The organism is Echinimonas agarilytica (assembly GCF_023703465.1).
Lineage (GTDB): Bacteria > Pseudomonadota > Gammaproteobacteria > Enterobacterales > Neiellaceae > Echinimonas > Echinimonas agarilytica.
The window spans coordinates 1-14,182 of record NZ_JAMQGP010000013.1 but is presented as its reverse complement, the minus strand read 5'-3'; the positions used below and the strand labels follow the sequence as shown (position 1 = coordinate 14,182).

12 protein-coding genes and 2 pseudogenes are annotated in these 14,182 nt (G+C 40.4%); 12 read left to right on the top strand and 2 right to left on the bottom strand.

Annotated elements, in window-relative coordinates:
* Window positions 1-384: 384 nt before the first annotated feature.
* From NAF29_RS18010 to NAF29_RS17960, 11 genes are all read left to right on the top strand, one after another.
* Window positions 385-894, top strand: a complete 510-nt coding sequence (locus NAF29_RS18010; protein ID WP_251263023.1) for a hypothetical protein — start codon at window positions 385-387, stop codon at window positions 892-894.
* Between the two features lie 130 nt (window positions 895-1,024).
* Window positions 1,025-1,840: a hypothetical protein gene (locus NAF29_RS18005; protein WP_251263022.1), complete on the top strand. Its 816-nt coding sequence runs from the start codon at window positions 1,025-1,027 to the stop codon at window positions 1,838-1,840.
* A 529-nt stretch (window positions 1,841-2,369) separates the two neighbouring features.
* Window positions 2,370-3,476 (top strand): PIN domain-containing protein, encoded by a 1,107-nt coding sequence (locus tag NAF29_RS18000; RefSeq protein ID WP_251263021.1) that lies wholly within the window; start codon window positions 2,370-2,372, stop codon window positions 3,474-3,476.
* Window positions 3,477-3,639: 163 nt separating this feature from the next.
* The gene (locus NAF29_RS17995; protein WP_251263020.1) at window positions 3,640-4,143 is read left to right on the top strand and encodes a hypothetical protein; all 504 of its coding nucleotides are present in this window, start codon (window positions 3,640-3,642) and stop codon (window positions 4,141-4,143) included.
* 122 nt (window positions 4,144-4,265) lie between these two features.
* Window positions 4,266-4,844, top strand: a complete 579-nt coding sequence (locus NAF29_RS17990; RefSeq protein ID WP_251263019.1) for a hypothetical protein — start codon at window positions 4,266-4,268, stop codon at window positions 4,842-4,844.
* Between the two features lie 550 nt (window positions 4,845-5,394).
* Window positions 5,395-5,739, top strand: coding sequence for a hypothetical protein (locus NAF29_RS17985; protein ID WP_251263018.1), 345 nt, complete (start codon window positions 5,395-5,397; stop codon window positions 5,737-5,739).
* Window positions 5,740-5,860: 121 nt separating this feature from the next.
* Window positions 5,861-6,619 carry a hypothetical protein gene (locus NAF29_RS17980; protein ID WP_251263017.1) on the top strand — a complete coding sequence of 253 codons (759 nt, stop codon included), beginning with the start codon at window positions 5,861-5,863 and terminating at the stop codon, window positions 6,617-6,619.
* 471 nt (window positions 6,620-7,090) lie between these two features.
* A complete protein-coding gene (locus NAF29_RS17975; protein WP_251263016.1) occupies window positions 7,091-8,353 on the top strand; it encodes a hypothetical protein in 1,263 nt (420 codons plus the stop codon).
* The gene (locus NAF29_RS17970) at window positions 8,353-9,402 is read left to right on the top strand and encodes a hypothetical protein (protein WP_251263015.1); all 1,050 of its coding nucleotides are present in this window, start codon (window positions 8,353-8,355) and stop codon (window positions 9,400-9,402) included. The genes NAF29_RS17975 and NAF29_RS17970 overlap by 1 nt, the downstream gene beginning before the upstream one ends.
* A 115-nt stretch (window positions 9,403-9,517) precedes the next feature.
* Window positions 9,518-10,219 carry a DUF4145 domain-containing protein gene (locus NAF29_RS17965; protein WP_251263014.1) on the top strand — a complete coding sequence of 234 codons (702 nt, stop codon included), beginning with the start codon at window positions 9,518-9,520 and terminating at the stop codon, window positions 10,217-10,219.
* Window positions 10,220-10,306: 87 nt separating this feature from the next.
* Window positions 10,307-10,765, top strand: coding sequence for a lysozyme inhibitor LprI family protein (locus NAF29_RS17960; protein WP_251263013.1), 459 nt, complete (start codon window positions 10,307-10,309; stop codon window positions 10,763-10,765).
* A gap of 964 nt (window positions 10,766-11,729) precedes the next feature.
* On the opposite strand, the pseudogene NAF29_RS17955 reads toward NAF29_RS17960, so the two are convergent.
* A pseudogene (locus NAF29_RS17955) lies at window positions 11,730-12,924 on the bottom strand (IS4 family transposase).
* Window positions 12,925-13,081: 157 nt separating this feature from the next.
* On the opposite strand from NAF29_RS17955, the gene NAF29_RS17950 reads away from it, so the two are divergent.
* Window positions 13,082-13,732 (top strand): hypothetical protein, encoded by a 651-nt coding sequence (locus NAF29_RS17950; RefSeq protein ID WP_251263012.1) that lies wholly within the window; start codon window positions 13,082-13,084, stop codon window positions 13,730-13,732.
* A gap of 133 nt (window positions 13,733-13,865) precedes the next feature.
* On the opposite strand, the pseudogene NAF29_RS17945 reads toward NAF29_RS17950, so the two are convergent.
* Window positions 13,866-14,182: pseudogene (locus tag NAF29_RS17945) on the bottom strand (IS4 family transposase); the annotation flags it as partial.

The window sequence follows — 14,182 nt, the reverse complement described above, 5'->3', positions numbered from 1 at the left end:
GCTTGAGAATTCGTTCGTATAGCGTTCGTTGATCCACGGATAAATCCAACCAAATTGCATTGGTTAAATCATGCATGGCTTTTCGCTTTCTTGAAAGGATTACCCACTAGAACTGGTGAAGGGCCTTGTTTATACAGTAATTAGCATATTCTAATGTAAGGTGGTATACAAAAGGGGAGTCGTTGAATTTTTCGCAAAATGTGGATAATGTGACTTAATCGAAGGGATTCAGGCCGTTACACCTCCATTTCGCAGGACGCGAAAATCATGATAGGTCTACACTGTCCGAAAACCCACCAAATATCCATTAAGGTATACATGTCTACCTTATGTACATTATGTATACATGTGGATCTACTAAGCGTTAGGGCTTTCGAGAGTATCGTGGATTATCTAATACCAGCAGAAGTACCGTATGAGTTTTTAAATTCAATAGGTATAACAGCCGTTGAACACCTTTCAATAGAAGTTGTTAAAGGGGGATTAAAACTTGATTGTTATAATAATGTTCAAAAGTACCTTAAGAATAACCAAGGTGAAATACAGTTTGGTTGGTCGTATTCTCAATTAGGAAATATCGTTCTAAAGTTAACTGGGCACGTCGTGGTTAAACGACCTGACAATTCATTACTGTGTGTCACACCTTCAGAACATAATACAAATAAAATATTCTTTACGCCTGATAACTCAGTTGGCTCGTTAATATCAAACAATAAACTACCAGCTAAAATTCATGCCCTAGTAGATGATGAAATAGTACAAAAATTTGTTAAATTAGATCAATTGCATAATCAAATGAGACTTGATGGAAATTTAATAGGCATTGAGTACATTATGAATGAAAAGCACTTAATATCTAAAAGGTTAATAAATGCTTGTCAAAAATTTAGTTAATTAGTACAAAGCCCTAACAAGCCACTTAAGCGGGACTAAAAACAGTTGGCTTTTTTCGCTCCGCTCAATATTATAGCCAACAATTTTTAGCCCCTTAGTGGGGCGTTAGGGCAATCACAAGGAATCAGCAATGAGTGATGAAGATGTAGAAGAGAACAAACTTCCAGAAAGCGGAAAAGTATCAAAGGTAACCCGTGGCGCCTTGTCAGCCGTAGGCGGTGCTGTACCCATCGCGGGTGGAGTTTTTTCTGCAATCGCTAGTGCTTGGTCTGAGCATGAGCAAGATAAGGTAAATCGTTTCTTCGAACATTGGGTTCGAATGCTTGAAGATGAGCTGAAAGAAAAAGAAGAAACCATTATCGAGATAATGGGAAGACTCGACCTTCAAGATCAAGCAATTTCAGAACGAGTCGAGAGTCGGTCTTACCAGTCTCTTGTAAAGAAAACATTCAGGGAGTGGTCATGCGCTGAAAGCGAGGAAAAGCGCGAATATATACGTAATATCCTAGCAAATGCGGCTAGCTGCCAAGTATCCAGTGATGATGTGGTCAGATTGTTTATTGACTGGATTAATCTCTATTCAGAAATGCATTTTCAAGTTATTGGCGCGATCTATAACAGCGGCGGGATCACCAGAGGCCAAATTTGGAGAAAAATTGGCAAGGGGCAAGTCCGTGAAGACTCAGCGGATGCTGATCTATACAAACTCCTTTTCAGGGATCTCAGTACTGGCGGCATTATTCGCCAGTATAAAGATCGAGATTACATGGGTAATGTAATACCCAAACCACAGCAAAGACGCCCTAAAGGTAGTGGCCCTAAGCCACCGGTATCAGCTTTCGATGAAAATGAAGGCTATGAACTCACAGCTCTAGGGCAGCAGTTCATACATTACGCTATGACAGATTTACCCATGAGAATAGAGTTCAATGCCTCGCCAGAATAAAAGCCCTAACAAGGCCAGCCAGAGGGACCAAAAAACCGCCACTTCGCTCTGGTTTTTCGGCCCCTGCTGGCGGCGTTAGTTCAACCGGGTTTGGCTTTGTTGTTGAGCTTTGAGTGTCATCACTTTCGCACTCAGCAGTTTAAGGTTTTATGAGCTAGAGCATTGCTTGTTGCAGCGATGGTTGTTTACAGTATCGGTATCGACTTCGGTTCATTACCATCATGTCTGTGGTAAACACGTTTCTGGTGGTTGTTTTGAGCATGGGTCATTTGGCAGGGAAAGCTGAATAGGTTGGCAACATGGAGCGTTCATTTGTTGTTTTGAATCCTTCCTAAAAATCCGTCTTTCCCACTTTTTAGTCGTCGTTTGGTGCCCAGTCACGCAGCCTAAAGCTGTTTGAGTTTTTGTGGTCAAACTAACAAACCAATCAAGCAGGACAAAAAACTGTTTGCTCGGTTTCGCTTCGCTACACAAGGTAGCAAACAATTTTTAGCCTCTTATTTGGGGCGTTATATCACTAAGGAAACTCATGAGCACTGAATTAGAAAGTAGATTGGTATTTGTTGATACTTCAGCATATGAAAGTAAAAACTACCAATTCAATGAGCATGCTCTAGGTAAACTTTGTGACTTTCTTGAATCTGAAAGACTTCACCTCCTTATTACACAAATTACGATCAATGAAATAAAAGCTCATTTATTATCAAAAGCAGAAGAATCGGCAAGAGCTATAAAGAAAATACAAAAAGAAGCTATGTTCTTAAGGAATACACCAGAACTAGCTTGTCACGGCATTTTCGAGAAAGTAAAAGCCGAAGATGTTTATAAAATTGCTTTAGAAAAATTTGAAGAGTTTCTTGATAAGAGTTCAGCTGAAATTGTAGATATAAAAAATGTAGATGCCTCAATTGTTTTCGAGAAATACTTTAAGTCTGAACCTCCATTTGGAGGAGCAAATAAAAAATCTGAATTTCCTGACGCATTTGTGCTCGAAGCTGTAGGCAAAGTAAGTAGAGAGCGTGGGCATACTTTATACGTCATCAGTGATGATGGAGATATGGAAAAATATGCTGACACTTTAGATAACTTGATTCATCTAAAGAGAGTTGATGACCTATTAGATTTGGTTGTTAGGAAAGAAGAGGAATTAAAAGAGCCTGTAAAATTTGCAGACAGTATTTTTGAACAGCTAGAAGAAAATTTAATTGAAAGCGCCAGAGAGATAATTAGCTCATCAGAGTTTTACTCAGACGAAGCAAATGAGTTCGATGATGAAATTTACCAAATAGATATTGAGTCTGTTTGTATAAATCACAAAAACATAATTTCGGTTTCAGATGAACATGTTGAGTATGAAATTGACTTTGAAATAGTCCTAAAAGCTCACTATTCAATTGCTGATTACGATCGTTCACCATGGGATCCTGAAGATAAAGTTTATATGTTTGTCTTGCATAACGATATTGTGAAAAAGCACACTGAAGTGTTTTCAGCTTATGTAAATATTGATTACATGGATGGTATTAGGGCAAATGCAGAAGTTTCAGAATTAGATTTTACAGATTCTGCATTTGAACTAAATGAAGAAAATAGTGAAACGATTAGTGTCAAATATTTAGATTTAAGTGGTGAATAAGAGCAAAAGATCAGTTAGGTGCTGCCGTGATATAACAAGTCATTTCAGCAGGACAAAAAACAGCTGGTTTTTGCTCGTGCCTCGCCAATTTTAACCAGCTATTTTATTGCCTCTGAATGAGGCGTTATACACCAAACCTTAAATTACAATGCGAGGCTTTCTATTGAAAATAATACCTATAGCAACTCTTCCAGTTTATAGATTAACTAGAGAAGAATATTATGCTAAACGTGACCAATTTTCGGAAAAGGCAATTTTTGGAGGTCACGATGGTGAATTTAAAAGAGAGTACGCAAAAAAAGATCCTAGTTGGTATTCGACATATAAAATGCATTTAGACACTTCTTATGGTGGCGCTTGGAATTACAATGAAGTGATCGGTTATATTGAATTACACTTTATGGGCAATCAAGTTCGTGGTTCTTATTGGCAGGATAACAAGAAACGTTTTGTTAAAAGCCGTAAAAAGCAATTTGTTTACCAAACACACAAATTATGCGCTGAAAAAAGTTTTTCTCGTAAGTCGACTCGTGAAGAAATTTATGATGTTGTCTTGGCTTATGTTGAGAGTTGTCGAAAAGAATTAAAGGGTCGCTATATTGATGACTCTACGCTTTTGGGACTTGGTAAGCATATAGACTGGATTTCACTATATAAAAGTGTATAACAAGGCGCTTAAACGGAACAAAAAACAGTGGGTTACGTTTCGCTTCGCTACACATTATAACCCACAATTTTAGTCCGCTTAGCGCGGCGTTAGCTGCCATGTTTTACAGCAAGGATGTTTCTATGAAAAAGTTTATCTTAATTTTTTTCCTAATTGCACACACAGTAGGAGCCCAAACCCTCTATCCAAGCGAACATGACACACCAGCCGGCAAAGCCGAGCTAAATTCATTTTTGGTGTATTGCGATGATGATTGTTATTTCACTATGTTCTTAAAGGTTCAAAGACTAGATTTTGAATCGTCAAATGAAGCAGGGGCTATGTATCGGGTTTGGAACAAAAATAGAGACCAATATATTCTATTCGGTATCGACGCAAATAAAACAAAAAAAGAACCTCAAATTACCATCGTATCTTCGAAGGATGGTAAAAAGCACATTTTAGGAACATCAGAATTGGAGGCATTCGAAGGATTTAGGTTTGAATGGAAGGATGGATTTTACGAGTTAAAAAACCTAAGAAGTGTTCCTTATGAAAATTACTCAAAAATAGAAGAGAGTGGATTAGGATTCAAAGGGAACTTGGACTTTAAACCACATTCTATCGAATATTTATTTTTAGGAGCTAAGCTTACTCAGTTCGTCGATGCTACTTCGCAAAATATTAACCCTGAATGGAAAAAGGTTGGTAGTGGCAGCTAACAAGTCAATAAACCCACTCACTGCGTTCGCTGGGACGCATACACGCGGGGCGGCTTCGCCATTATGCCCCACATGTCTGCGCCCGTTATTGAAAAGTTAGTTCAACCGGTTTTGGCTTTGTTGTTGAGCTTTGAGTGTCATCACTTTCGCACTCAGCAGTTTAAGGTTTTATGAGCTAGAGCATTGCTTGTTGCAGCGGTGGTTGTTTACAGTATCGGTATCGACTTCGGTTCATTACCATCATGTCTGCGGTAAACACGTTTCTGGTGGTTGTTTTGAGCTTCGGTCATTTGGCAGGGAAAGCTGAATAGGTTGGTAACATGGAACGTTCATTTGTTGTTTTGAATCCTTCCTAAAAATCCGTCTTTCCCACTTTTTCGTCGTCGTTTGGTACCCAGTCACGCAGCCTAAAGCTGTTTGAGTTTTTGTGGTCAAACTAACAAACCAATCAAGCAGGACAAAAAACTGTTTGCTCGGTTTCGCTTCGCTACACAAGGTAGCAAACAATTTTTAGCCTCTTATTTGGGGCGTTAGACATACAGGAGGTTCAGTGCAAATCATCACTAAAATAGCTTTATTCATCGTTTTTATTTTTGCAGTTGGTTTTGGTATAGGATCAACAATAACGACTCCTGAACATGCAATTGTATATGTTGATGAAGCTAGTGAAACATATTTATCACCACCTTGCGTTGAAAAACGTAAAGCCTTACTAATGCCACAAATGACATTTGGTGATATGCGTGATTTAACTTTAGAAATAAATAAAACTTGTGTAAATCAAGGTGGTTTTTCTCAAAGTGGGCGATCTTTAAGTGGTAAGTTTTTAGAATCTGTTGGTGCTATTTCTACCTTAGAAAGTCGCTGGAGAGTAGATGGTTCGTGGCGGTGGTAATGTATGCCTAACAAGCTGTTAAACAAGGACAAAAAACAGTTGGCTTTTGTTCCTTCGTCACTATTTTAGCCAACAATTTTTTGCCTGTTAACAGGGCGTTAGTGCTCCATAAGGAATTACCGTGCTAAGAAAAATATTTATATTAATCAGCCTTACACAATTTGCATATGCAAGCGAAAATCTAGAACCCGAAGATTCACAGTTTTCTGGTGAAATTATGGGTGGCTATACGCATCTAGTACTAAATTATCTTTCTGCTGCTTACAGTGACGATGCGGTTGTGAGGTTAATTGGCTTTCCTTCGTTTTCTCCAGAATATGCTCTTTGGGTCGAGAGAAAAGAAGAAAAATATCAAATCATCTATCAATCGCCTGAAATGCAGCTTTGGGGTTATCAAATGATCCCGATGATGGAGCAAGGCGCGGTTCAAGTGATGAACGATGAGGGTGAGTTTGTTAAAGATGAGGAAGGTCTTGCGGAATTAGAATCTAAATACCCCAAGACGCCAGAAGAAATTCCCAGGAAGAGTTGCAGTAAAAAAATCGATAAAGACCTAGCGGAACAAATTATATTTGTTTGGCAGGAGATGCTCCTAGAAACAAAGTACCCAAGGGATATGACTATGGGATTGGATGGAGAAACGTACCATTTTTCTGGTTCGGTGAATGGTTTTGGTAACTATGCCGGTAAAGTGTGGTCCCCGAACCCAAAAAGTCGAACCGGAAAGTTGGTAGAAATTGCGTACTTAATGACTGACTACTGTCTTAAGGGAAAACGTAAAATAAGGAAAGAACTTGTGAAGAAAACAGAGTCATTTGTGAATCAACTGAAAAGCACTAACAAATCAATGCAGCCGACCGCTAACGCGTCGGCTGATTGAGGCGTTAGTTCAACCGAGTTTGGCTTTGTTGTTGAGCTTTGAGTGTCATCACTTTCGCACTCAGCAATTTAAGGTTTTATGAGGTCAATCATTGCTTGTTGCAGCGGTGGTTGTTTACAGTATCGGTATCGACTTCGGTTCATTACCATCATGTCTGCGGTAAACACGTTTCTGGTGGTTGTTTTGAGCATGGGTCATTTGGCAGGGAAAGCTGAATAGGTTGGCAACATGGAACGTTCATTTGTTGTTTTGAATCCTTCCTAAAAATCCGTCTTTCTCACTTTTTAGTCGTCGTTTGGTGCCCAGTCACGCAGCCTAAAGCTGTTTGAGTTTTTGTGGTCAAACTAACAAACCAATCAAGCAGGACAAAAAACTGTTTGCTCGGTTTCGCTTCGCTACACAAGGTAGCAAACAATTTTTAGCCTCTTATTTGGGGCGTTATGAAGCACAATCAACATTGGATGTATCTAAATGGATAAAAAAGTACAGGGTTCATGGTTAATTCACCACACAAATAAACTACAGAATGTTACCAATCAAGGTGACTACCAAAACACTTTTGTTGCAGGTAAGGCTGGTATTTTATTGTCTGCCATTTCAGAAACTAATCAAAGTGTTATAACAAACGAAAAACTCAATGTGTTAGCTAACGCTTCCAACATAAATACCGCTTTTGAGCTACCTAAGTTGCTGGAGGTACTTAAAGAACAAGAACTAATAGATGTATCTTCATCAGGGGTTGGTGTACTTGGTGTAACAACATCATCAGCTCTACAACATACAACAAATATTTTTGAAACCCTTGACCCTAAAAACATTGAAGTATCTGCTATTGAACTAGCGGAAATAGCATCGAATAAACCTGTTAGTAGTACAGAACTTTCAGAAAAAATTTCTGATGAATATCAATTAGCTACAGATGAAGTTAAACAATTATTTCATGATTCAGAGAATATTGGATTTGTTGATGCTGAGCCGATTAGTAAAAATGAAAAGTTATTATTTAACGGAAACTTGTTCAGACGAGATTCTGCTGTTAAAACAAAAGCTGTGTTAGATTCACTTAAAGTAGAAGAGCAAGCTTCCCTTACAGAATTAACTCAACTCTTAAAGCAAAATGCATGTGTATCATATACTGATGCACTAAGAATACTAGGCGAGCCATTGTTTAAAAAGGTTAACTCTATTGGCTTTTTTGATATTAATGTAGTTAGTAACAATCAAGAGGAGGTTGGTTATTTAACACTGCCTTCAGCTTTCTCTAAGTTCAGTAATTCTATGGTTGATGATGCATTTGATTTAGCTAAAGCATTTGTTGCTTCATTAACTTACGGAATGACAAAAAGTGCCTATGCACGAGGTCAAATCAGTATGATCGACCGCTTACTTGGTGCGTTAATCGACGGTAGAGAAGTTGGGCCTGTTAGTGCAATTGGACAAGATTATAAGGTTCTAGAATTAAAAGGGGTTGTTGCGATACGTCATGGCACTAAGAATGGACGCAGTGGTCCGCTGATGAGACTTTTAAAAAAGGAAGTTGGAGAGTTAGCACTTCAAGCCATTAGGCAAGGAGATGTTAGTGAACAGTCAATTCAGTCATTACCAGGTGCAGCAATAACAAAATTCAGAGGGCCTGAAGCGAATCGCGAGATAATTAGGCGAGAACAAATACAGAAGAGTCCATTTGAGACTAATGATATGATTAGTTCTTTAAGAACAGGAGGTGGTTTCTAATGGTAAAGAAAATACCAAAAGGCTTTGAAATGGAAGAGCAATTAAGAAATTACTTCATGCAATCAGGTTATTTTGTTGTTCGTGGAGTTCCATTTGTATATGAAGGTTTTGATGTTACTGACATTGACCTTTGGTTATATAGTCGTGAATCATCGCTAACGAGAAATATAACAATAGTTGATGTTAAAAATAAAAAAACGCCTCAGGCTATCGAGCGAATTTTTTGGGCTAAAGGACTGGCTAAAGCTGTTAGTGCAAACAATGTGATTGTTGCAACAACAGATAAAAGAAAAGAGGTTAAGGATTTTGGTTTAGATTTAGACGTATTAGTATTGGATGGAGTGTTCCTATCTAAACTGTCTAAATCTGAAGGGTTCTTAAAAAATCGTTTTTCTGATGAGGAATTTGAAGAAGAAATTGAAAAATACAGTTTAGGAAAGCTTGATGGTGATTGGAAAGGACAGATATCAAAATGTAAAAGTTTACTTGCCAATGAAATTAGTTTTGATTCATGTAATCAATGGCTTGAAGTTTCAAGATTTTTTGCAGAACAAATTTTAACTAAGCCAAGTCAGTTAGACGTAGCACTTCGATGCTTTTATTATTCGTTATCACTATTCTCAATAGGGGTTGATTATATCCTCAAAGAGCTCTCTTTCCTCGATCACGATGAAAGAGTTGGTAAACTAGTTGAAGGTTTTACTTACGGCTCAAAAGGTCAGGAAGGCGTAACTAAAATGCTTTCATTGTCTTTATCACTGGTTGAGCAGTTTGCTGCTGAAGGTAAATCTATATCGTCACAAGTTCGTTCAAAGGTAATGGCAGATTTTGATTCCTTGCCAACAAATATCATTGGAGAATATTTTGCTAAAGCTGACGTGGGGAAAACAATTTTTTCTACTGCTAAGGAGCTTGAGTTTTTAGCAATGAGTCGAGACTTTAGAAATCACTCTGAATCATCTCTCGAACTTAGAGCAACAATAGGTTGTTTGCTAGATTGTTGGGAAATTAATAGAAAAGAATTCAGCCTTAGTATAAATGCTTCATAACAAGTTGCTTAAACGGAAAAATAACAGTTGGCCATCGCTTCGCGATTATAGCCAACCATTATTTTCCGCTTAGCAAGGCGTTAGGCACTCGTACAGAATGGAGTATTAAACATAGATGTCAGAATTAGTGAATGACTGCCCACGATGTGGAGCAAACAAAATCACCTTCGATTTAATCAGTGCAATTAAGACACGAATTGAATATGACTGGCAAAATTGGTACGAAGCTTTTTGCATCTGTAGGCAGTGTCGGCGCTCAACAGTATTTGTTCTTTCTGAGAGTGTTCACGGTGACTATAAGCACGTCCACAAAACCGGTTTGGTAAAGATTGAAGGTGCGGTAAACCGTTTTGTTGATGTTAAGGGTGTTATTAGCTTAAAAGACAAAGCAGCCTATGCTCCTCCAGAATTTATCCCTCCTGAAATTGAAGCGGTATTCCGCGAAGGCGCAACCTGCATTACCGTTGGCTGCAATAACGCCGCTGGAACGATGTTCAGGCTGTGCATTGATTTAATAACTCGAACACTATTGCCCGAGGGCGAAGTAGAGGGGTTAAATTATCGAACAAGAAGAGATCTAGGTCTAAGATTGCCGTGGCTATTTAAAAACAACTTGCTCCCGCATGCATTAGAAGACGTCTCTACTTGTGTACGAGAGGATGGCAATGATGGTGCGCATCAGGGAACGTTAACAGCCGAGGATGCAGAAGATTTATTGGATTTTACCTCTCTGCTACTAGAGCGTATTTACACAGAGCCAGAGAGATTAAAAGAAGCTCAGTTACGTCGTCAAAAACGTCGCGAACAAAATGCCTAACAAAGCCAGCCAGAGGGAACAAAAAACAGCCGCTTCGCTTTGGTTTTTCGTCCCCTGCTGGCGGCGTTAGCAGTCTAAGGAAATGCTGTGAAAAAAATTGTATTAGCCGTTCTACTATCAATGTTCTCGCTGCAAGTTTATGCAGAGAGCTTGGAGTGTGGGGATGCGCAAGCAACCGTTCTCTCTTCTCAAAAAGGCAGCTTCCCTTACTTTGGCCTGTCTATCTTCCATCGCGATTACCAGAAAACTTATACATTTAAAGTGGATAAAGAGTATTTCAAATTAAGGTGTGAAACGGCCCTGGATGGAAGCAAGGTGTTTTTGGCGCTACATACTTGTGGTGGTTCAGGTTGCGCAGACTTATCCAATTTCGGAATAATTGATACAAAAAACGGTGAAATGCTCCTTAGCCCAAGCGCCCCTTATAAGGGGAATCTTGAGAAGGCTATTGAGATTTTAAAGTTCCAACCCAAACCGTTTTTATGTAGGCCAACTCAGCCTAATGAGACAGAGATCTGTAAGAAATCTAAAATTGAGCTGGGTTAAAAGACTGCTAACAAGCTAGTCTAGCAAGGGCCAGCAAGCTGGCCGGGACACTCAAGGCCAACCCATTTTTTGCGCAGGCTTCGCCATTTTAGCGCAAAAACCTGTGCTACCCTTGGTGCCCCTAACTAGGGCGTTAGTTCAACCGAGTTTGGCTTTGTTGTTGAGCTTTGAGTGTCATCACTTTCGCACTCAGCAGTTTAAAGTTTTATGAGCTAGAGCATTGCTTGTTGCAGCGGTGGTTGTTTACAGTATCGGTATCGACTTCGGTTCATTACCATCATGTCTGCGGTAAACACGTTTCTGGTGGTTGTTTTGAGCATGGGTCATTTGGCAGGGAAAGCTGAATAGGTTGGCAACATGGAACGTTCATTTGTTGTTTTGAATCCTTCCTAAAAATCCGTCTTTCTCACTTTTTAGTCGTCGTTTGGTGCCCAGTCACGCAGCCTAAAGCTGTTTGAGTTTTTGTGGTCAAACTAACAAACCAATCAAGCAGGACAAAAAACTGTTTGCTCGGTTTCGCTTCGCTACACAAGGTAGCAAACAATTTTTAGCCTCTTATTTGGGGCGTTATATTTTTATCGAGGTACGGATGCTATTCAAAATACTATTTCTTATTGCTGCTTTAAAACTTCATGATGTTAAAGCTCACCCTCTAGCTCCAACTTTACTTTATTGCATTCCTATTTTGCTTATCAGTCTCTTTTCTGGAGCATCGCTCTTATCACTTTTTATTGGCTCAATTATTATGTTTTGCGTTTCGTTCATGTATTTTGCATTACTAACAAAGTTTGATAATGGCATTGAGTACTTTGCAATTATGGGCGCAGGTGGTGTAATTTTGATAGCGTTCATTTAAAAATATAACAAGGCAATCAAGCAGGACAAAAAACAGTTGGTTTTGCTCCTGCGTCGCTTATTTTAACCAACTATTTTTAGCCTCTTATTGAGGCGCTGGGGGATCCCCTCATAATTCTGGCATCCCCGTTTGATGAACCAGCCTGATGTAATGGCCGATAGCCCAGCGTATATCGGCGCTGCTGACGGGGTATCTCGCCATCGTTTTCGAACCTCTCTTCCTAGCCGAATCAAAGATAAAACCCGCCTGTGTTTGATGGTGTTCGCCTGAAATTGTGGCGTCCAATTGCGTTTGATTGCCACCATTCCTAACAATCGCAAAGCCCATTCAGCCAGCATGGCAATGAGCAGTAAAATATCAAAGCGCTTAGGGCAACGGCTGTTGCTGTGGCGCAGTCCTAATCCATACTGTGGGCTTTTGATATCACGAAAGCTTTCTTCAATCTGCATCCGCTTAGCATACAAGTTTACAAGCTGCTTTGAGGTCATACTTTGCGGCGGCAAGTTGGTGGCTAATAGCCATGGCTCTTTGGCATTGCGCCGGTAACTTTGTTGCGCGGTATGGTGTCGCCCTGCCTTGGACGAACGTGCATCTTTGCGGCCTTTGCCGTTCGCTTTGTAGAGGTGCAATGCGGCTCGAATCGGGCTTTTACGGCCCAATTCGCCCTCACCAAGAAGCCGTGCTTTGGCATTGGCTGTTGGGTAGTAAGATTTGTTGCTATGCCAGTGTTTATCGCCTTTGGGGCGGAATCCTACGTCACCTCGAACACGGCCAAGCCAAAACCAACCTTTGGCCTCTATCGCCCGAAACCAAGGGGTGCGATAGCCTGCGTCGGTGACAATCAATTGGCAGGAAAAATACTCGCTAACTCATCGATAAACGGATTGTGACTAACCGGCGAGTTGTATTCAGCAAAGGCAAATACTCGTTCATAAATCGTCACCGAGCGGCCTTCAAAACTGACCGAAGTTCAAAGCGTTTGATGGCGCATTTGCTCGCGAACATCCGACCAATCGACCAAGATAATGGGCATTGGATTGGCCCCACACAGCAGCCTTGCATGCCAACGATAAATGGCGAGTCGCTCTTGATGAAGCGAGCCATTACCAAGCAATCGGTCGATGCGCTTGATGTTGTGTTTGGCGGCGACGGAGCCAGAGATATTGCGCTCAAGCTCAGTGAGCGATAGCTGTTGACCATCAAGCAGAGATTGAACGGCTGTCATCAGCGATTTAAGTCGTTTGTTGTGGACTAAAGGGCATTGATTTTTAAGCAAATCATGTAAGATACGTACGTCACGCATGAGGTGTTTATCTGTTTGTTTTTTGGCGAAAGTAATTCGATCAAATCAACTCATGCGTGTCTATCTTATTGAAAGAAATCAATATTATGAGGGGATTCCTTAGATAGCGGCGTTAGCGCCTTTCAGTCAAAGGAACGTGGTTAATCAAGGAAGTGATATGAAACAAAAGTCGATTATTGTAATCGCAATTTTGACAATGGGACTGCTAGTTGGTCTACCATCTTTTGTTCGTGCTGAGCAGGGTTTTGACATACCAAACTCTACTCCCGAGAATGCCATCTTTGAATTTAATGAATGGACTAAGAGGTTTTTGGGGTTGTCGAAAAAACAAGCTTTGTATGAGCTGCGCGACTTTAACGGTAAGGAAGTTCGCTATAAAAGTAAAAATGGGAATGCTCAAATAAGGTTAGAGGCTGAATTGCCCAACGGGTATATGCAACTATTTATGCATCCTCAGAAGCAAAAGATTCGTTCAGTGGCTTTTACTTTAAAAGAGGTGTTTACTACTTCTAGCTCTTCACTTATCGATGTCAGGGATGTCGTTGTCCGTAACTCCGCAAATGATTTCAATAGCTGGTCTCGGCAATTTGTTGGACACAATAAATCCAAAGTTCTTGAGTCGTTAAGGGGGTTTAATGCTAAAGAAGTTACTTTACAAAGGGCTACGCCTTACGGCCAAGAGACGATTTATGCAAAACTACCTTTACGAGGAATTTTCCAATTGTTTATTAACCCTGAGAGCAATTTGGTGGTAGCTAGCCGTTACCACCTGTCAGGGTTGAATCACCTTGGTAAGGAAAAGCGCTAACAAGCGCATCAAGTCGCTCGCAGGCTCGCTGGGACACCAAAACTACGCGGCGATTTAGTTTGGTGCTCCGCCCAATTTTAACCAAATCGCCGCTACGTTTTGCCGCCCTTTATGTGGGCGCTGGGGGATCCCCTCATAATTCTGGCATTCCCGTTTGGTGAACCAGCCTGATGTAATGGCCGATAGCCCACCGTATATCGGCGCTGCTGATGGGGTAATCCCGCCATCGTTTTCTAACTTCTCTTCCTAGCCGAATCAAAGATAAAACCCGCCTGTGTTTGATGGTGTTCGCCTGAAATTGTGGCGTCCAATTGCGTTTGATTGCCACCATTCCTAGCAATCGCAAAGCCCATTCAGCCAGCATGGCAATGAGCAGTAAAATATCAAAGCGCTTAGGGCAACGGCTGTTGCTGTGGCGCAGTCCTAATCCATACTGTGGGCTTTTGATAT